Raw genomic sequence first — 17482 nt, forward strand, 5'->3', positions numbered from 1 at the left:
GTGCCGTTCAGGAGTTTGAGGGCTTAGGCGCGAACGATTGGAACATCGAGGGCCGTGGCAGCCCCGCTCCAAGCAGCGGCGTCGCGCTGATCGGGGTGACCTCGGCAGCTTGCACGTCCATTCCCATTGGCGCCGCCTTCGTGCAAACGCTCGCCACATAGGACTTCTTCACCATCGGGTCAGAACCCCGTCGCGCCGACTTGTCGTACTCGATGTCTTGCACGTTGTAGGCACCCGCGAGACCGAGCCCACCTTTCGCATCGATGGCCGCCATCTCGTGCGTGCACATCTTTCCAGGTTGGACGCACATATTGAGGATCAGATGAAAGATCTGCGGGTCGATGCTCGCATATTTCTTGACGGGCACAGCCTCGCTGGGACGCTCAAGATCCAGATATTCCGTGCGGCCGAGAGTGCTGCCGCCGGAAGCCTTGACGTCCGCAACCCACTTGTCGAAACCGGCTTGGTCGGCTCCGATGAAGTTGAAGCGCATTTCCGAGAAACCGCTACCGCTGTAGTTGGCCGAAAATCCCTTGAAGGTTCCTGGCTTGTTGATGACGGCGTGAAGCTGCGTTTGCATGCCGGGCATCGCATAGACCATTCCCGCGAGCGCCGGCACGTAGAAGGCGTTCATCACCGATGATGCCGTGATCTTGAAGTTGATCGGCTGATCGAGAGGCGCCGCCATCTCGTTGACGGTCGCGATCCCGTAATCGGGATAAATGAAGAGCCACTTCCAATCGAGCGCGACAACCTGAACATTGAGCGGCTTCTTTATCTCCGCCGCGGTCGCGCCCGGAGTCGTCCGCGAAATCGGGCGGTACGGATCCAGCATGTGGGTCGCCATCCAGGTTACGGCACCGAGGCAGATGATGATGAGCAGCGGAGCCGACCAGATGATCAATTCGAGATGGGTCGAATGCGCCCAGTCGGGATCGTACTGCGCCGACGTGTTGGACTGGCGGTAATGCCATGCGAAAAATGCGGTGAGTGCCATCACCGGCAGGATGATCAACAGCATCAGAATGGTGGAGATGACCACCAGGTCTCGCTGCTGAACCGCGATGTCGCCAGCGGGGTTCAAGACGACCGCGTTGCAGCCGCCCAGCACGGCAAGAAGCGGCAGAAGGGCGATAATGCGAAATCGTTTCAAGGCAGTTCGCGTCCCATCGACAGAGCTTCCATTTCCGCTAACGGCGTGAAGAATGCAGCGACATTGGACAATTTGCCCAACGCCAGTTGGCCGCAGGAAGAGCTGGCTCGTTAGCACTCCCGACACGCGATTTTTATTGCACCTGCCGGAGGCCAAATTCCTTAAAAACTGCAAACGATTTAATCGCCGCTCGCTCGATTATTGGTCTTTCGGATGGCCTTGATGAACTTGACCCTCCCGGATCATCGGGTCAGAAGCAGCCCTTGCAGTCGGTTCGATACAGAACAATCTAGCCTGCAGGCCAGGTTGTTAGCCGCGATTGCCGATGAAGATCGACCACAAGACAGGGCAGAAATTACTCAAGGCTGCCATGCGCGAGCGGCTTGCGCCGGGTAAGTACGACGTGTTCGCGTGGGCTGAGAATGGGGAGCTACAAACCGTTACGGTCCGATGGAAATCCTACACGTCCCGGGGCGTCGACATCGAATCTGGCGCGGATAACGAGTTGTCTATGAATGCCGCCGAGCTTCCGAACGGTGTCGCCCGCCACGCCGCATATTATCTCGGGTCGTTTCGTGTCGACCGGACGGAACGGGAAGACACCTAGCCGGGCTCGCCCGCCCGGCCCCAATCCCTAATCAGATTTCGTCGTCTCGGCGCGTAGACCTCTTCAGCGCCTCGTCGAGCGCGCGCTCACGAAGTTCCGGGTGACTGGAGATGGAAACCCTATGCATCTGCCAAGCGGCGAGCAAACGCTCCATGAGCATCAGATCTTCTGCCGCGACGAGAGACGGTCGGGCCTTGGCCGCGTCTCTCAGCTCGTGCGCCTGACGCTGAATGTCGGCGATGTGCTGATCGGTTTCTGCAAGCTGCTGGTCTATAGTTGACATGGCGAAGCCTCCGCGCGGTAGACAAATGTCCTACCGTTGCGGAAGGCCGGAGTTGCAGCCAGTTTTAAAGTTCTGCCTCGGCCGGACGGCTTAGGCCGCGCGCGGCGACAGCTGCCGGAGCTCGGTGACGAGAGTATCCGCCATGCGCTTGGCCTCGTCGTCCTTCGCTGCTGCGAGTTCCGCTTCGGCGGTCTTCAACTCTTGCGCAATGGTCGCCGCCGACAGTTCGTCGACGTCATACGCCTTCTCGGCGAGTACCGTGAGCCGGGAAGGATCAACGTCCGCGAAGCCTGATTTGACGAAGAGACGCTTGCGAATTCCTGCGGCCGCGACGTCGAGCACGCCCGGACGGAGCGTCGAGATCACCGGCACGTGCCCGGCAAGCACCGTGAAGTCGCCATCGCTGCCCGGCACCACAACCTGATCGGCATCGATCGTCATCAACACCCGTTCCGGAGAGACGAGTTCAAACCTGAATGTGCCTGCCATGATGACTTCCGACCCTTCGAAGGCGTTCGATTTCGTGAGGCGTTTCTTTGATTAAGCTTGGCGCGGCTCTTCTTCGCCGTCTTCTTCCGCGCCAGCTTTGGCCCTCACTTCTTCCGGCGTCTGCAGCTTGGTTCCGCAGAACGGACAGAAGAAGAGCGGGTGATCAACGAGCCCGGGCTCGTCTTCCTCAAGATCGACAAGCCCGACAGTCATATAGATGACCTCGTCGGGCCCGACGGTGATGAGGGGCTCGAAGTCGCCGCCCTCGAGAGCTTCCTTGAGCTCCTCGCAGCAGCTCCCAAACGTCTTAGTGGCTTCCGCCATCAACTTCTTCTCCTGGCGGTGTGATCGAACGGAACTTCCGTTCGACAACGCTCAGCCTGTTGTTACGCAGCTTCCGCGAGCTTCTCTGCCTTCGCGATCGCTTCCTCGATTGTCCCAACCATATAGAACGCCGGCTCGGGAAGGTGGTCGTACTCACCGTCGCAGAGACCCTTGAATGCCTTGATGGTGTCTGCCAGCGGCACGAGCTTGCCGGGCGAGCCCGTGAAAACTTCGGCAACATGGAACGGTTGCGACATGAAGCGCTCAATCTTGCGCGCGCGCGCTACCGTCAGCTTGTCCTCTTCCGAAAGCTCGTCCATGCCGAGGATGGCGATGATGTCCTGCAGCGACTTGTACTTCTGCAAGATCGCCTGGACCTTACGAGCGACCGCGTAGTGCTCCTCGCCAACGACGCGCGGATCGAGCATGCGCGACGTCGAGTCGAGCGGATCGACCGCCGGATAGATGCCCTTTTCAGCGATCGAACGCGAAAGAACGGTGGTGGCGTCAAGGTGAGCAAACGACGTCGCCGGAGCGGGGTCGGTCAAGTCGTCGGCCGGAACGTAGATGGCCTGCACCGAGGTGATCGAACCCTTCTGGGTGGTCGTGATGCGCTCTTGCAGGGCGCCCATGTCCGTCGCAAGCGTCGGCTGATAACCGACGGCCGAAGGAATACGTCCAAGAAGCGCCGACACTTCCGAGCCCGCCTGCGTGAAGCGGAAGATGTTGTCGACGAAGAACAGCACGTCCTGACCTTGGTCGCGGAAATGCTCGGCGACTGTCAGACCGGAGAGAGCGACGCGCGCGCGCGCGCCCGGCGGCTCGTTCATCTGTCCGTAAACGAGGGCGCATTTCGAACCGGCAGCCGACCCGTTGTTCTTCTTGGGGTCCTTGTTCACGTTCGATTCGATCATCTCGTAATAGAGATCGTTGCCCTCACGCGTGCGTTCGCCGACGCCGGCAAACACCGAATAACCGCCATGCGCCTTGGCGACGTTGTTGATCAATTCCATGATCAAAACGGTCTTGCCGACGCCCGCGCCGCCGAACAGGCCGATCTTGCCGCCCTTCGCGTAAGGCGCGAGCAGATCGACGACCTTGATGCCCGTGACAAGGATCTGCGCTTCCGTCGCCTGATCTTCGAACGTCGGTGACGGTTGATGGATGGCGCGAACCGAATTCGTCTTGATCGGACCTGCTTCATCGACCGGTTCGCCGATGACGTTCATGATCCGGCCGAGAGTCTCATCGCCCACTGGAACCGAGATCGGAGCGCCCATGTCGACGACCTTCTGGCCGCGAACAAGACCCTCCGTCGAATCCATGGCAATCGTGCGCACGGTGTTCTCGCCGAGATGCTGCGCGACTTCGAGGACGAGGCGGTTGCCGTTATTCGTCGTCTCGAGCGCGTTCAAGATTTCCGGCAGCTTGTCCTCAAATTGGACGTCGACGACGGCGCCCGTGACCTGGTGAATCTTCCCTACATTCTGAGTCATTTTTTTCTCCAGCGGAATTGGTTAGGCGACCGACAGCGTCACCGGGATGTTGTTGCGCGTCGCCTTGGAATACGGGCAGATCTGATGAGCGTCTTCGATTAAGGCCTGCAGCTTGTCCTTGTCCGCTCCGGGGATCGCGAGCGTCAGATGCGCTTTGAGCCCGAAGCTCGTTGCGTCCTTGTCGAGTTCCACTTCGCAGGTGACTTTCGCGGCCGGTCCGTCGAGTCCATGCTTCTTTGCGAGCAGCAGAACGGCTTGACCGAAGCAGGACGACCAGCCCAAAGCGAAGAGTTGCTCAGGGTTATGACCTTCACCCGAACCACCAAGATCTTTCGGTAACGCCATCGCCAAGGCGAGCTTGCCATCCTCGAGGACGGCCCGGCCATCCCGGCCGCCTTTCGTCGTCGCACGCGTTACATAAGCCATGACCTAACCTCCGGATCAGAGCGCTTCCGCGCCCGAGATGATCTCGATGAGTTCCTTCGTGATGTTCGCTTGGCGCTGACGGTTGTACTTGATCGTCAGCTTGTTGATCATGTCGCCCGCGTTGCGCGTCGCGTTGTCCATGGCCGTCATCTGGGCACCATAGAACGACGCCGAGTTCTCCAGCAGGCCGCGGAAGATCTGGGTCGAGATGTTGCGCGATAGCAGGAAGCCAAGAACCTCTTCCTCGCTGGGCTCATATTCGTAGAGAGCCCCATCGCTTTTGCTCTCGGCCTGCGTCCCACTCACCGTCGCCGGGATGAGCTGCAGCGCCGTCGGCTTTTGAGCGATGACCGACTTGAATTCCGAGAAGTAGAGCGTCGCCACATCGAACTCGCCCGCCTCGAACATCTCGAGCACGCGGCTCGCAACGCCTTCGGCGTGCGCAAAAGTCAGCTGCCGGACGCCCTGGAAATCCTTACGTTCGACGATGTTCCGGCCAAGATCGCGCCGCAGGTTTTCCGCGCCCTTACGGCCGACGGCCATGATCTTCACGGTCTTGCCGGCCGCGATTAGCCGGTTCGCATCCGAACGCGCGAGTTTGGCGATGTTCGAGTTGAAACCACCGCAAAGACCGCGTTCGGAGGTCATCACGATCAGGAGATGAACCTGATCCTTGCCGTTGCCGACCAGAAGCGGCGAAGCCCCAGCTTTGTCGGTGACCTTTGAAGCCAGGCTACCGAGCACCGCCGCCATCCGCTCCGCGTACGGGCGGGCAGCCGTAGCGGCCTCCTGCGCGCGGCGCAACTTCGCTGCGGCGACCATCTGCATGGCCTTCGTAATCTTCCGCGTCGCCTTCACCGAGGCGATGCGGTTGCGCATATCTTTTAAGCTCGCCATCGGGCGTTCTCCTCAAGGAACCCGATTAAGCTGCGAAGCCCTTGGCGAACTTATCGAGGAACTCGACGAGCTTCTTTTCCGAGTCGGCCGAAAGGGCCTTCTCCTTGGCGATCGTCTCGAGAAGCGTCTTCTCGGCGCGAAGGCCTGCCAGGACGCCCTGCTCGAACTTGCCAACGGCCGAGACCGGAATGCTGTCGAGATAGCCGCGCGTACCGGCGAAGATCACCGCAACCTGCTCTTCCATCTTCAGCGGCGAGAACTGCGGCTGCTTCAGCAGTTCCGTCAGCCGCGAGCCGCGCGCCAGAAGCTTTTGCGTCGCCGCGTCGAGGTCCGAGCCGAACTGCGCGAACGCCGCCATTTCGCGATACTGCGCAAGCTCGCCTTTGATCTTGCCGGCAACCTGCTTCATCGCCTTCGTCTGAGCCGACGAGCCGACGCGCGACACCGAGAGACCGACGTTCACCGCCGGGCGGATGCCTTGATAAAAAAGATCCGACTCAAGGAAGATCTGGCCGTCGGTGATCGAGATCACGTTCGTCGGAATGTACGCCGACACGTCGTTCGCCTGAGTTTCGATGACGGGAAGCGCCGTCAACGAGCCTTTTCCAGCCGCATCGCCCATCTTGGCCGCGCGCTCAAGCAAGCGAGAGTGAAGGTAGAAAACGTCGCCGGGATAAGCTTCGCGGCCCGGCGGACGGCGAAGCAGCAGCGACATCTGACGATAAGCGACGGCCTGCTTCGAAAGGTCGTCGTAAGCGATCACGGCATGCATGCCGTTGTCGCGGAAATATTCACCCATCGTGCAGCCCGTGAAGGGCGCAAGGTACTGCATCGGAGCGGGATCGGAAGCCGTAGCGGCAACGACAATCGAATATTCCAGTGCGCCACGCTCTTCGAGAACCTTGACGAACTGCGCGACCGTGGAGCGCTTCTGACCAACGGCGACATACACGCAGTAGAGTTTCGCGCTTTCGTCGGTGCCCTGGTTGGCCGGCTTCTGGTTGAGGAAGGTGTCGAGAATGACGGCGGTCTTGCCGGTCTGGCGGTCGCCGATGACGAGTTCGCGCTGTCCGCGGCCGATCGGAATGAGAGCGTCGATGGCTTTGAGGCCCGTCGCCATCGGTTCGTGAACCGACTTGCGCGGCAGGATGCCGGGCGCCTTGACGTCGACGCGCATCTTCTTATCGAACTTGATCGGGCCTTTGCCGTCGATCGGGTTGCCGAGACCATCGACGACACGTCCGAGGAGCCCCTTGCCGACCGGAACTTCCACGATGGCGCCGGTCCGCTTGACGGTGTCGCCTTCCTTGATCGTGCGGTCGTCGCCGAAAATAACGACGCCGACGTTATCGGCTTCGAGGTTCAGCGCCATGCCCCGGATGCCGCCGGGGAACTCGACCATTTCGCCGGCCTGAACATTGTCGAGACCGTAAACGCGCGCAATGCCGTCACCGACTGACAGCACCTGACCGATCTCTGAAACCTCAGCTTCCTTGCCGAAGTTTTTGATCTGATCCTTGAGGATCGAAGAAATTTCTGCGGCCCGGATTTCCATTGAGACCTCTTCCCTGGTCGTTTCCATTTGTCGGAGCCTGGATCGGCTCCTTATTCCAATTTGTTAAACCGAACCTCGCGCTGCGCATCGGCCAGATGCCGCTGCCGAACGCCAGGCCTTTCAAGTTCATGCGCCGCTCAGAACCGTCTTCATGCTCTGAAGCTTGGTCTTCAGCGAGGAGTCAATCATCCGGCTGCCGACCTTGACGATCAGCCCGCCGAGAATGCTGGGATCGACGCGCGATTGCAGCGCCACTTCCTTGCCGACGGAGGATTTGAGCGTGTCCTTCAAAGCCGCGATCTGCTCATCATTGAGCGGGAATGCGCTCGTCACGTCTGCCGTGATCTCGCCACGCGCCTTGGCGGCGAGCGAACGGTAGGCCTTGATCATGTCCTGGACGACGAACAGCCGCCGATTGGCCGTGACAAGCTTCAGGAAATTGGCGGTGAGCCCGCCGATGCCGGCCCTGTCGAGAATGACCGCGATCGCCTTCGCCTGATCGTCCGCCGCGATCACGGGGCTGCGCACGAGACGCACCAGATCCGGGCTCTCATCGAGCAAAGCCTGAAAATTTTTGAGATCGCCCTCGATCCCTTCGACGTTCGAGCTTTCGCTTGCCAGCTCGAATAAGGCCGACGCGTACCGTCCAGCCACCCCACCAACGCTTGTATCGTCCGTCGCCACGTCGCTCTCACCTCGCGCCTTCAGGCGCATAGAGGGCAGGGCACGTAACGGCCCGATATTGCGCCCGCTCCAAGGAAAAGGCCTTTGACAAAAAAGAGCGCACGGGGCCGGAACCCACCAGCCGCCCCCTTCTAAAGCCGGGCTGTCCTTAACATGCGCTCCCAATGGCTTCAACCGTTCGCCAAGAGGGCGCGTTGCCGCATAATGAGGCGGCCTGCTGCCCGCATTTTTGGGCTTTCCGCTTATTTCGGACTGAACGTCGCCCACTTGCGTGAATGGCAGGTGGAATGCCCGTTCAAACTGCGTTCAGGCTGGACCAGGTACAAACAGCACATTGGCTCGAGGGCACGGCCCACCTGCAAGTTCACGTCCCTGCACTTCACGTCCCAGGACTAAGGCCCGCTCCGGCGGGCCTATTTTTTAGCTGTCAAAGCGCGTCCCGCATGATGATCGGAAACCGCCACGGCAGGACGAACACCAAATCAAACCCCACGTCATGCGCTTGATATTGCGGATTGCGCGCCAGCCAGAGGTCCGCGGCGCGCCGAACGCGACGGCGCATCGTCAGCGTGATCGCGTCCTCGGCATCTTCAGTGGTCTGCCGCCGCTTCACCTCGATGAAGGCAACCCTTTTCTTGCGGATCGCGATCAGATCGATCTCTCCGACGGGCGTTTTGAAGCGTCGGCCGAGAATGCGGTGACCGGTCATCATGTAAACTGCCGCAACAATCGTCTCGGCCGTCAGCCCGCTTCGATGCCGGCGTCGCCGCTCGAGCCGCTGCCGGAAGTCGTCGTTGACATTCGAATTCATTCCCGTCCGCCCCGTGCTTTCAATCCAAGCCCGTAAACCCTGGACTTTGGAACCCCTAACTCATCAGCGAGGGCCTTCGCCGCGTCCTTGAGGCTCATCCCCTCCATGGCGACGGACAGGCGCTTCTCGATAACATCGTCGCTCACCGGAGCAGCCTGCTCCGGCCCAATGACGATGACAACCTCACCCTTGAGCCCGTCCCCGGCAGTCGCCTCGGCAAGTTCGCCCAACGAGCCGCGAAGGACTTCTTCGTGCAGCTTCGTCAATTCGCGCGCCACCACCGCCTGCCTCACCCCGAGCTGGCCCGCCATGTCGGAAATCGCTTCGCCGAGCCGATGCGGGGCTTCGTAAAAGACGAGACTTCCAGGAATTTGCGACAGTTCGGCCAGCCTCGACCGCCGCGCCGCCTGTTTCGCAGGCAAAAACCCTGCAAAAAAGAACGCGTCCGTGGGTAAGCCACTGATCGTCAGCCCAGAGAGGAGCGCGGATGCTCCCGGAATAGCGAAGACGGGGATCCCCTCGGCCGCTGCCGCCCGAACAAGCTTGAACCCGGGATCCGAAAGCAAGGGCGTACCGGCATCCGAAATAATGGCTATGCGCCGATCCGACTTAAGCTCCGCCAGCGCCCGCTCGCCTTCGCGCTCTTCATTATGGTCGTGAAACGGCCGTGTCCGCGCAGAGATAGAATAATGCTGCAGCAGCTTCGCCGAATGCCGGGTATCTTCGCAATATATGACATCCGCGCGCGCCAAAACCGAAAGCGCCCTTAGCGAAATATCTCCGAGATTGCCGATTGGCGTCGCCACGAGATAGAGCCCCGGAGAAAGCGGTTCCTCCAAAAGGGCAGAAAGAGTCGCCTGCGCTCGCGCTGCTATCCCATGTGATGCTGGTGCGCGAGAATCGCCGCTAGAGGATGGTCCGTCGTCGGCCACGAGTTGATGCCTGCTTCCGGAAAAGGTGCATGAGCACCACTCTTATCAATCCGGGTGGATCGCCGAAAGCGTTTGCGGCGAATGATCTTAAGCGGCGATTGCCCCACCGTAAGGCATCGAAAGGACCGGCTGAGCAGTGCCGAATACATGAATTGTTGAGCGCCGGCGCACGCGACCGCCCATATCCATAACGGCCGATAACTCATCGATCACGGAGGAAAGGGCGTACTGAGCCAAGTCGAGCTGCTGGGTTGCAGAAACATGGCAGCGCGCCGCTTCCTCGGCGCGAGAAGCGGCACCCATCACGATGTCGGTCAGGTAGGCCCATTGCTCCGAAAGCGTCAAACGCCGTGGCTCGGCGCGTCGCGCCGGCAAGGGATCGGCTGGCGCACTCACGAAGTTCGCAACAATGAATTGCCGCGCGATTGCATATCCACCCAAAATCGCGGAGCGCGCCCTGCCTGCCAGATTGTTGAATGTATCTGCCATAAGAACAGAATCCGGTGGATTGCTTAGAGAATGATTAAAGTTGGAGTGATTTGGGGAAACTTACAAGCGACCTGAAATACAAATTTCGAAATATATTGAATTCGAGAGGAAAAATGATTCCCCGAAATAAAATTCCGCAGGCTAATTTGTAATTCCGATTTTTCTCAGAATTCAGTTGTAATTACGCGAAGAGACCGATCGCTACCACCCGCTGATATCCGCACCATCCCAATTTACCAACGAGAATGAAACGACGCGTCATCCTTCAAAGATGACGCGCCGGATATCATCAGCCGTCGCACCTTCATCGCGAAGAGCGCGGATACCCATGTCCTGATTGGACTTCGAAAGCTTTCTCCCGTCCGCCCACCGAATGACGCGATGATGTGAGTAGACGGGCTCGGGGAGATCGAGAAGCTCCTGCAGAAGCCGCTGCAAATCGGTGGCCGCGAGAAGATCCTGTCCGCGCGTAACGTGCGTCACGCCCTGCCGTGCATCATCGACGACGACCGACAAATGATAGCTCGCGGGAACTTCTTTGCGCACGATGACGGCATCGCCCCATCGTTCCGGCCGGGCAGTGATCGTTTGCTGGCCTCCCTCCTCGTCGACCTCCACAAACGTCAACGGCTTGTCTCCGCGCTTCGCCTTCAGCGCTTGCATCGCGCCTTCCATATTGAGCCGCAGGGCGGGCGATTCACCAGCCGCCATTCGCTCTCCAACAGCCTCTGCAGAAGCGCCGCGCCAAATACCAGGATAAAGCGGCGAGCCATCGGGATCGACGTTTTCCGGATCGGCAGCCGTCATGATTTCTTTGCGGCTTGCGAAACAAGGATAAAGCAAGCCCATCCCTATCAGCCGGTCGGCGGCGGCAAGATATTCGGAAAAATGCTCAGACTGCACGAGCACCGGTTCTTCCCAAGTCAACCCGAGCCAGTCGAGATCTTCGAAAATGGCCGTTACGAATTCCGGGCGCCTCCGTTCAAGATCGATATCCTCGATGCGAAGAAGAAAGCGTCCACCATTTTTGCGCGCCGTGTCGTGCGCGATGATCGCGGACAGGGCATGCCCGACGTGGAGCAGACCGTTCGGCGACGGCGCGAACCGTGTAACAGAAGACATCACGCGCACGCCCTTTCGCGGCTCCCTCGCCGAACGCACGAAGCAACGGGATCGGCCTGCAAACAATCGCAGGCAACAAACTCGATTTTATCCTGAAACATGGGCCTCTATATCTGGAAGATCTGCTGAAAAGCAGCGTGGGACGATCGCCGGGCTTCTAAGGAAAATCAGCCAACGAACTTACCAGCGAAAAGATCGCGACGAACACCAAAACTTCGAGCGGAACGATTCCAGCAAACTTTGTCATTTTCTACGCACCTGTTTCGCGCCTAGGCGTTCAGAGGATAAGATCCACTGCGAAATGGCAGAGCCAAATCCCTTTGGAGCAAGACGTTTGCCTCCTAAGCGACATGCGACAGTAAAGACCGAACGACAGCTTCGAGCAGCAGCGGAAACGCTTGCGCAGCAATGCCGAGTTATGTCGCGGATATTGAAAAGGACGGGCCTCCCTGAAGCGCGGGATTTTCCCGCCGATTTTTCCGGCCTGGCAAAAGTCATCGTCGGCCAGCAGCTATCAGCTCAAAGTGCCGCTGCGATCTGGGCGCGCCTGGCGGCGGCCATCGCGCCGTTGACGGCGGAAACTTTGGCGGCCGCAAGCGACGTCCGGCTCCAGTCGCTTGGGCTCTCGACCGGCAAAATACGAACCCTTCGCGCTCTCTCACGTGCCGTGTTGGAGGACGGGCTCGATTTCGAGCACCTCGCCCGGGCAGAAAATGAGACCATCGTCGAGCGCCTGACCGCGATCCACGGCATCGGACCATGGACGGCCGATATCTTTCTCCTGTTTTGCTTGCGGCGGCGCGATGCGTTCGCGCCCGGCGACCTCGCGCTGCAACTCGCCGTTCAGCATCACTTCAAGCTCGAGCGGCGTCCGACTGCCGAAGAGCTTGCCCGAATCGCTGAACGCTGGCGTCCGGCCCGGGCGGTTGCAGCTCGCCTCTTATGGGCCGATTACGCCGAAGCCCGCCGCGCTCTCCTGGGGAAAGCCAAAAAGGCACTCGCGCAAAAAACAGCCAAGGCACTGGATTAAAATAAAAAAATTCGTTCCGCGACAGATAGGTTCATATGCTTCACAGAACTGATACGCGCGGCTAGTATCCCGGCGTCCTAGTGGGGCCAAGACGCGATTCGACGGATCGAAACCTCGAGGTTTGCGCGACTGTGAATGCTCACGTGACAATACCGGACAATTGTCCGGCCCTTGTGCTGAACGCCGACTTCCGGCCGCTCAGTTACTATCCGCTGTCTCTGTGGAGTTGGCAGGATACGGTGAAGGCTGTCTTCCTCGACCGCGTGAATATCGTTTCCGAATACGAACGCTACGTTCGAAGCCCATCTTTCGAGCTTAAGCTCCCGAGTGTCGTTTCACTCAAGACCTACGTGAAGCCCGCTCTTTACCCGGCGTTCACCCGGTTCAACGTGTTCCTCCGCGATCGGTTTTCGTGCCAGTACTGCGGCGACAAGAACGATCTGACGTTCGATCATCTCATCCCGAGATCTCGCGGCGGCCAGACGCGGTGGGACAACGTCGTCACTGCCTGCGCTCCTTGCAATCTCAAGAAGGGCGGGCTGATGCCGCGCGCAGCGGGGATGTTCCCCGCGCACGAACCTTACCGGCCCACCGTATTCGAGCTGCATCGCAACGGTCGGCTATTCCCGCCGAACTACCTGCACGAGAGCTGGCTCGACTATCTCTATTGGGACACCGAACTCGAGCCCTAGTCCAAGCAACCGCGGCTTAGGCTGCTTGCTTGATCGGGTGAGCACAGAGCTCAGCGGCGACCAGGTCAACGACCCGTTCCCAATTCGCGCCGTCCTCCGGCCGAAGTCCGAAAGCAACGAGCGCGTCGCGCGGCGCGCCACCGTCGCGGAAGATCTTCGCGCACTGCTCGCGGCTAACCGCGACAGCTTGATGCCACTGAATGGGACTGAGGTGTTCTGGTACCGAGGGGGTCATGTCATCGCACTCCGAGGAAAACATCTGTTCGGGGAACGATCTCAAAGGCTTCCAAGTTTCCAAACTTAGGCGGCAGACACACAGAGCGCTGTGACATCACTACGCGAGACCGTGTCACATGATGTCTCGATTGAGGGCTAACTCTAATCACGCTCCGTGCGTCTGCCAGCTCGTTGGAAAGCCTGTGCTCTCCGAAATCCTTTTGTCCAACCCGTTACACGACTGACGCCAACGCAACAGAACGCTTACTTCACCGCGCCTTCGCGAGAGCTGCTGCGACGATGGCATTCCGCACCACATCGCCAGCTACATCACCGATCGGGCGCCAATCTCCTCCTTCATCCTCCATCTGACCGCCCGTGTGATCTTCGTGAGGAGTATGGGCGAACCGCAAGGACATACGCTTGCACGAGCTTGTCGACGCAGTTCGCCTGAGGTTTTGGAACGTCCCGGACAACACCTCTTTCGGGGTCTGTCCGCACTCAAACTCAACGCTACGCAACCGACTCGTACGAAACGCAACAACGCCACGCTTACTCAAACTTTTGGCGGAACGGGCAGCCGGCGAAGGACCGGTTTCACGCATCCGAAGCATCGCACTCGAAAAACTCAACGCGTACACCAAGGGAATGCTCCCAACGCTCGAACCGTTATCCACACATTCGCAGAGCCCGTGTGTCCCGCGAACGAAGCAAGAATAGCCGTCACATTCAGGCAACGCGAAGGCGCGATTCAGGCTGAGCGGTGATATTCACAGCGCCGCTGACTTGACAGTATCACGCGTGCAACGAAATCAACGTTTTCGCGAAATTCGAAATTTGTGGACAGGCTCGGCGATCGCTTCAGACGGCCGCCCGGCTCCGGGCTGTCGCTGAGGAAGCCGCCGCGAATGACAATGCCATCAGAAAGGCGGACGCGACGACATTCCAACCGGCAAACGAGATTCCGAGGAAGCGCAAGGCCGCTTCATCGCATTTGATGACCTTGATGTTCTTGATGTCATTCAAGAGATTACCTGCGGATGATGTCAGGGACTCTCCGCCGCCGCAGGTCGTCGGCCCAGGCCAGAACTTCCACTCAGCGCCGGCGTGGTAGATCCCTAGTCCCGTGTTCGCAAGAAACGCCAGCGCGACAAGGAAGAACAGGGCAGCCGCGACCCGATGGTATCCCCCCGCCGTCAAAATCAACGCCACGAAAAGCAGTGGGATGCCGGCATAGTAGGCATAGCGCTCGATCAGGCACAGCATACAGGGCACGTAGCCCCCGATGTACTGAAACCCCAGCGCCGTTAGAATCGTGAAGATGGCGAAGAACAACGCCAGCGCTCCGAGCTTGTAGTCCGATCCCTCTGAGATCCGCTCCGTGAACGCCATGATCGTTGATCCAACTCAGAATACATACCGCACGGCGAGAAAGCCGCCGACCAGCAGGACGAGAAACGCCGTCGTCACGAGACCAAGTCGCTTCTCGATAAAAGCGCGGATCGGCTCGCCGAAGAAATATAGCAATCCCGCAACCAGATAGAAGCGCATCGCCCTGGCAACGATGCTCGCGCCGAGGAACGCCAGCAAGTTCATTTTGCCGACGCCCGCCGCGATGGTCACGACTTTGTATGGGATCGGCGTCATGCCTTTGATGATGACGGCCGGAACGCCATACTCTTGAACGAACGTCATGAAGCTGTCGAGCGCGTGCTCCCGGCCATAGAATTTGAGAATTGGCAGACCGACCGCATCGTAAAGATAATAGCCGATCGCATAGCCAAGCAGACCGCCGATGACCGATGCCACGGTCGCAATGGTCGCGAACCACCAAGCCTTCTGACGATCACTGAGGATCATCGGAATCAGCATCACGTCCGGCGGAATCGGAAAGAACGAACTCTCGGCGAAGGAAACCCCGGCAAGCGCCCACGGGGCCTCCCTGCTGGCCGCCGTGCGCATTGTCCAATCGTAAAGTCCCCGAAGCATGGGTCGTGCTTACCCGGCGACCTTGAGATTGTCCATGCGGTCCGTCTGCTCGAAGCTGTCCGAAATTTTTGCGACAACCGCGTTAAGCACAAGGCGCCCTTTCGGGGTCACCCGAATGCGCGACACCGAATTGTAAGGCGTCGCGGGGCTGAGACCAGGGCCGAGGCAAGCGGAAATCTCATCGAGTTCGTTGCGTCGCCAATTCACGTCCGTCGTCCGTCGCGCCGGAGTAAGGCGTTCGAGCAGACCAAGGCGTGTCAAATCTTCCAGCACGACCGGCGAGGGACGAACGCCTCCGAGCAGAGCCAGCCGCGCGAGATCAACGCCCTCACTGAGCCTAAGCCCCATCAGCAGCAATTCGTCGGCCTGCTCGCCGTCAGACAACGTTGCCAATTCGATGATGCCGTGGCCATCATTCTCGACGCGCGCAAGCCACGCTTCCGGATTACGCTCGATGATCGTCGCCTCGCGGCAACCGCCGGCGATGATACGGCCATGCGCGCCCGGTCCGACACCCGCATACTCACCGTACCGCCAATAGAGAAGATTATGCTGGCTCTCCTGACCCGGCCGGGCGTAGTTCGACACCTCATACGCCTGTAGGCCATGTCTCGCCGTCGTCTCTTCGGTGATCTCGTAGAGAGCGCTCGCGTCGTAATCGTCCGGAACGATGAGTTTGCCCGCTGCCTGTAGCGCGGCGTACGGCGTGTCGGGCTCGATCGTCAGCTGATAGAGCGACAGATGATCGCCCGCCAGCGCAAGCGCTTCGGCCAACTCACGACGCCACTCGTCCGCCGACTGTCCGGGTCGCGCATAGATCAGGTCGAACGAAAACCGTTCGAACGTGCTGCGCGCGATCGCAATCGCGGCCTTGGCCTCTTCGACGCTGTGAATCCGACCGAGCTTGCGAAGCTCGTCATCGCGTAGCGATTGCACGCCGATTGAAACGCGATTGACGCCAGCATCGCGAAATCCGCGGAAGCGACTTGCTTCGACGCTCCCCGGATTAGCCTCGAGCGTGATCTCAGCGTCACGCGCGATACTCCAGCGCTTGGCGATGTGATCGAGGATACCCGCGACTGTCGAAGGCTGCATGAGCGATGGCGTGCCGCCGCCGAAGAAAACGCTCGTCGCGCTGCGCGATCCGATCCGGTCAGCGAGCCAGTCGATCTCGCGTTTGTAGGCAAATAGGAAGCGCGCTTCGTCCCAGCCCTTGTGGCGCACATGACTGTTGAAATCGCAATAGGGGCACTTCTGCGCACAGAAAGGCCAATGCACGTAGACGCCGAAGGTGGTGCTGTCCTCAGTCATTCGTGCTCGCAGCCAGCATGGCTTTCGTCAGTTGCCGCCAGGCAGGCTCATCGCTTGATGGCGTTCGCTGAAGCTCGCGCGCAAGCGCGTCGAGATAAGATTCAAGCGTTCCGTTCCGCCATTCGCTCCCATGCGCCGCAAGGTCGTCCTTCAAACGCGAGACGAACGTCGCTGCCTCCACGCGCGTCGAAAGGCTCGCCGCCGCCGCCGCGAACGCCTCGACATCACGTCCCGAGTTCGCTTGCGCGACCGGCGATGCCGCGATGCCGTCGAGCATCGACGCCTTAAAGGCGGCGAATGCGCGTGTTCGATGGGAGATCGCGTACTTGTCGCGAGGCTCCATCTCTCCGAAGGTTCGCGTATCGCCGTCCGGCACGAACATCGGATCGTATCCGAAACCGTTGCCGCCCCGTGCCGGCCAAACGAGATGGCCAAAGACCTTGCCTTCGAAGATCCGGCTCTCGCCGCCGGGCCACGCGAGGCACAGCACGGAGATGAAGTTGGCGCGCGGGCCTTCGGCCGTCCAACCCTGGCGCGCGGTGATTTCGTCGGCGACCTTTTTCATGGCAATACCGAAGTCTTTGCCCGGTCCCGCCCAGCGCGCAGAATAGATACCCGGCGCGCCATCAAGGCATTCGACTTCAAGCCCCGAGTCGTCCGCCAGCGCCGGCAGGCCCGAACCTTCTGCCGCGGCAACCGCCTTGAGGCGGGCGTTTCCCGCAAACGTCGGCTCTGTTTCTTCCGGCTCGGCAAGCCCCAGCTCGCCCACGGATACCGCATCAAGCCCGTAGGGCTGAATGAGCTGGTTGATCTCCCAAACTTTCCCCGGGTTATGGCTCGCAACGACGAGCTTCATGCCTCGCGACAGCTGCATCACGCCAATCCCCAGATGCGCGCCTCGGCAAATTCCAGGCAGTTGCCCGCCGGATCGCGGAAGTAGATCGACCGCCCACCGCGCGGCCATTCGACTTCGGCT

General features: G+C 59.9%; 21 protein-coding genes and 1 pseudogene. 3 read left to right on the forward strand and 19 right to left on the reverse strand.

Features of this window, described 5'->3' with window-relative positions:
• Positions 1 to 7: 7 nt before the first annotated feature.
• Positions 8 to 1153: a ubiquinol oxidase subunit II gene (gene cyoA, locus EKK30_RS03195; RefSeq protein WP_290980138.1), complete on the reverse strand. Its 1146-nt coding sequence runs from the start codon at positions 1151 to 1153 to the stop codon at positions 8 to 10.
• A 325-nt stretch (positions 1154 to 1478) separates the two neighbouring features.
• Between cyoA and EKK30_RS03200 the strand changes: the two genes are divergently transcribed.
• The gene (locus EKK30_RS03200; RefSeq protein WP_290980140.1) at positions 1479 to 1760 is read left to right on the forward strand and encodes a hypothetical protein; all 282 of its coding nucleotides are present in this window, start codon (positions 1479 to 1481) and stop codon (positions 1758 to 1760) included.
• 31 nt (positions 1761 to 1791) lie between these two features.
• Here EKK30_RS03200 and EKK30_RS03205 read toward each other — a convergent pair whose 3' ends face one another.
• The 12 genes from EKK30_RS03205 to gluQRS form a co-directional block, all read right to left on the reverse strand.
• Positions 1792 to 2043 carry a hypothetical protein gene (locus EKK30_RS03205; RefSeq protein ID WP_290980143.1) on the reverse strand — a complete coding sequence of 84 codons (252 nt, stop codon included), beginning with the start codon at positions 2041 to 2043 and terminating at the stop codon, positions 1792 to 1794.
• Positions 2044 to 2133: 90 nt separating this feature from the next.
• Positions 2134 to 2532 carry a F0F1 ATP synthase subunit epsilon gene (locus EKK30_RS03210; RefSeq protein WP_290980145.1) on the reverse strand — a complete coding sequence of 133 codons (399 nt, stop codon included), beginning with the start codon at positions 2530 to 2532 and terminating at the stop codon, positions 2134 to 2136.
• 51 nt (positions 2533 to 2583) lie between these two features.
• Positions 2584 to 2856, reverse strand: a complete 273-nt coding sequence (locus EKK30_RS03215; RefSeq protein ID WP_290980148.1) for a hypothetical protein — start codon at positions 2854 to 2856, stop codon at positions 2584 to 2586.
• 62 nt (positions 2857 to 2918) lie between these two features.
• Positions 2919 to 4352, reverse strand: a complete 1434-nt coding sequence (gene atpD / locus EKK30_RS03220) for a F0F1 ATP synthase subunit beta (RefSeq protein WP_290980151.1) — start codon at positions 4350 to 4352, stop codon at positions 2919 to 2921.
• A gap of 21 nt (positions 4353 to 4373) precedes the next feature.
• Complete coding sequence (locus EKK30_RS03225; RefSeq protein ID WP_290980154.1) at positions 4374 to 4778, reverse strand: organic hydroperoxide resistance protein; 405 nt, start codon at positions 4776 to 4778, stop codon at positions 4374 to 4376.
• 15 nt (positions 4779 to 4793) lie between these two features.
• Positions 4794 to 5675 carry a F0F1 ATP synthase subunit gamma gene (locus tag EKK30_RS03230; protein WP_290980156.1) on the reverse strand — a complete coding sequence of 294 codons (882 nt, stop codon included), beginning with the start codon at positions 5673 to 5675 and terminating at the stop codon, positions 4794 to 4796.
• Between the two features lie 25 nt (positions 5676 to 5700).
• Positions 5701 to 7230: a F0F1 ATP synthase subunit alpha gene (gene atpA / locus EKK30_RS03235; RefSeq protein WP_290980159.1), complete on the reverse strand. Its 1530-nt coding sequence runs from the start codon at positions 7228 to 7230 to the stop codon at positions 5701 to 5703.
• Between the two features lie 126 nt (positions 7231 to 7356).
• Complete coding sequence (locus EKK30_RS03240) at positions 7357 to 7914, reverse strand: F0F1 ATP synthase subunit delta (protein ID WP_290980162.1); 558 nt, start codon at positions 7912 to 7914, stop codon at positions 7357 to 7359.
• Positions 7915 to 8341: 427 nt separating this feature from the next.
• Complete coding sequence (locus EKK30_RS03245; protein WP_290980165.1) at positions 8342 to 8725, reverse strand: YraN family protein; 384 nt, start codon at positions 8723 to 8725, stop codon at positions 8342 to 8344.
• Positions 8722 to 9531: a 16S rRNA (cytidine(1402)-2'-O)-methyltransferase gene (gene rsmI / locus EKK30_RS03250; protein WP_290980168.1), complete on the reverse strand. Its 810-nt coding sequence runs from the start codon at positions 9529 to 9531 to the stop codon at positions 8722 to 8724. Before rsmI ends, EKK30_RS03245 begins: the two co-directional genes overlap by 4 nt.
• Positions 9532 to 9744: 213 nt before the next feature.
• Positions 9745 to 10146: a hypothetical protein gene (locus EKK30_RS03255; protein WP_290980170.1), complete on the reverse strand. Its 402-nt coding sequence runs from the start codon at positions 10144 to 10146 to the stop codon at positions 9745 to 9747.
• A 258-nt stretch (positions 10147 to 10404) separates the two neighbouring features.
• Positions 10405 to 11268: a tRNA glutamyl-Q(34) synthetase GluQRS gene (gene gluQRS / locus EKK30_RS03260; protein WP_290980173.1), complete on the reverse strand. Its 864-nt coding sequence runs from the start codon at positions 11266 to 11268 to the stop codon at positions 10405 to 10407.
• 418 nt (positions 11269 to 11686) lie between these two features.
• On the opposite strand from gluQRS, the gene EKK30_RS03265 reads away from it, so the two are divergent.
• Both EKK30_RS03265 and EKK30_RS03270 read left to right on the forward strand, forming a co-directional pair.
• Positions 11687 to 12298 (forward strand): DNA-3-methyladenine glycosylase 2 family protein, encoded by a 612-nt coding sequence (locus EKK30_RS03265; RefSeq protein WP_290980175.1) that lies wholly within the window; start codon positions 11687 to 11689, stop codon positions 12296 to 12298.
• 143 nt (positions 12299 to 12441) lie between these two features.
• Complete coding sequence (locus EKK30_RS03270; protein ID WP_290980178.1) at positions 12442 to 12990, forward strand: HNH endonuclease; 549 nt, start codon at positions 12442 to 12444, stop codon at positions 12988 to 12990.
• Positions 12991 to 13006: 16 nt separating this feature from the next.
• Here EKK30_RS03270 and EKK30_RS03275 read toward each other — a convergent pair whose 3' ends face one another.
• From EKK30_RS03275 to EKK30_RS03300, 6 genes and pseudogenes are all read right to left on the reverse strand, one after another.
• The gene (locus EKK30_RS03275) at positions 13007 to 13225 is read right to left on the reverse strand and encodes a hypothetical protein (RefSeq protein WP_290980181.1); all 219 of its coding nucleotides are present in this window, start codon (positions 13223 to 13225) and stop codon (positions 13007 to 13009) included.
• A gap of 842 nt (positions 13226 to 14067) precedes the next feature.
• The gene (locus EKK30_RS03280; protein WP_290980184.1) at positions 14068 to 14598 is read right to left on the reverse strand and encodes a disulfide bond formation protein B; all 531 of its coding nucleotides are present in this window, start codon (positions 14596 to 14598) and stop codon (positions 14068 to 14070) included.
• A 15-nt stretch (positions 14599 to 14613) separates the two neighbouring features.
• A complete protein-coding gene (locus EKK30_RS03285) occupies positions 14614 to 15195 on the reverse strand; it encodes a YqaA family protein (RefSeq protein WP_290980187.1) in 582 nt (193 codons plus the stop codon).
• A 9-nt stretch (positions 15196 to 15204) separates the two neighbouring features.
• Complete coding sequence (gene hemW, locus EKK30_RS03290) at positions 15205 to 16506, reverse strand: radical SAM family heme chaperone HemW (protein WP_290980190.1); 1302 nt, start codon at positions 16504 to 16506, stop codon at positions 15205 to 15207.
• The gene (gene rdgB / locus EKK30_RS03295) at positions 16499 to 17380 is read right to left on the reverse strand and encodes an RdgB/HAM1 family non-canonical purine NTP pyrophosphatase (protein WP_290980194.1); all 882 of its coding nucleotides are present in this window, start codon (positions 17378 to 17380) and stop codon (positions 16499 to 16501) included. Before rdgB ends, hemW begins: the two co-directional genes overlap by 8 nt.
• Positions 17380 to 17482: pseudogene (locus EKK30_RS03300) on the reverse strand (glyoxalase/bleomycin resistance/extradiol dioxygenase family protein); the annotation flags it as partial. The gene rdgB and the pseudogene EKK30_RS03300, both read right to left, overlap by 1 nt.

Origin of the sequence: Hyphomicrobium sp. (genome assembly GCF_003987855.1) — a bacterium.
Lineage (GTDB): Bacteria > Pseudomonadota > Alphaproteobacteria > Rhizobiales > Hyphomicrobiaceae > Hyphomicrobium_B.

What these genes read in the sequence shown, in the direction of transcription:
- EKK30_RS03225 (WP_290980154.1), bottom strand. Translation starts at nt 4,778, where the DNA reads ATGGCTTATGTAACGCGTGCGACGACGAAAGGCGGCCGGGATGGCCGG.
- EKK30_RS03230 (WP_290980156.1), bottom strand. Translation starts at nt 5,675, where the DNA reads ATGGCGAGCTTAAAAGATATGCGCAACCGCATCGCCTCGGTGAAGGCG.
- hemW (WP_290980190.1), bottom strand. Translation starts at nt 16,506, where the DNA reads ATGACTGAGGACAGCACCACCTTCGGCGTCTACGTGCATTGGCCTTTC.
- atpD (WP_290980151.1), bottom strand. Translation starts at nt 4,352, where the DNA reads ATGACTCAGAATGTAGGGAAGATTCACCAGGTCACGGGCGCCGTCGTC.
- EKK30_RS03265 (WP_290980175.1), top strand. Translation starts at nt 11,687, where the DNA reads ATGTCGCGGATATTGAAAAGGACGGGCCTCCCTGAAGCGCGGGATTTT.
- EKK30_RS03205 (WP_290980143.1), bottom strand. Translation starts at nt 2,043, where the DNA reads ATGTCAACTATAGACCAGCAGCTTGCAGAAACCGATCAGCACATCGCC.
- EKK30_RS03275 (WP_290980181.1), bottom strand. Translation starts at nt 13,225, where the DNA reads ATGACCCCCTCGGTACCAGAACACCTCAGTCCCATTCAGTGGCATCAA.
- gluQRS (WP_290980173.1), bottom strand. Translation starts at nt 11,268, where the DNA reads ATGTCTTCTGTTACACGGTTCGCGCCGTCGCCGAACGGTCTGCTCCAC.
- EKK30_RS03280 (WP_290980184.1), bottom strand. Translation starts at nt 14,598, where the DNA reads ATGGCGTTCACGGAGCGGATCTCAGAGGGATCGGACTACAAGCTCGGA.
- EKK30_RS03215 (WP_290980148.1), bottom strand. Translation starts at nt 2,856, where the DNA reads ATGGCGGAAGCCACTAAGACGTTTGGGAGCTGCTGCGAGGAGCTCAAG.
- EKK30_RS03255 (WP_290980170.1), bottom strand. Translation starts at nt 10,146, where the DNA reads ATGGCAGATACATTCAACAATCTGGCAGGCAGGGCGCGCTCCGCGATT.
- EKK30_RS03285 (WP_290980187.1), bottom strand. Translation starts at nt 15,195, where the DNA reads ATGCTTCGGGGACTTTACGATTGGACAATGCGCACGGCGGCCAGCAGG.
- atpA (WP_290980159.1), bottom strand. Translation starts at nt 7,230, where the DNA reads ATGGAAATCCGGGCCGCAGAAATTTCTTCGATCCTCAAGGATCAGATC.
- EKK30_RS03200 (WP_290980140.1), top strand. Translation starts at nt 1,479, where the DNA reads ATGAAGATCGACCACAAGACAGGGCAGAAATTACTCAAGGCTGCCATG.
- rdgB (WP_290980194.1), bottom strand. Translation starts at nt 17,380, where the DNA reads ATGCAGCTGTCGCGAGGCATGAAGCTCGTCGTTGCGAGCCATAACCCG.
- EKK30_RS03210 (WP_290980145.1), bottom strand. Translation starts at nt 2,532, where the DNA reads ATGGCAGGCACATTCAGGTTTGAACTCGTCTCTCCGGAACGGGTGTTG.
- EKK30_RS03245 (WP_290980165.1), bottom strand. Translation starts at nt 8,725, where the DNA reads ATGAATTCGAATGTCAACGACGACTTCCGGCAGCGGCTCGAGCGGCGA.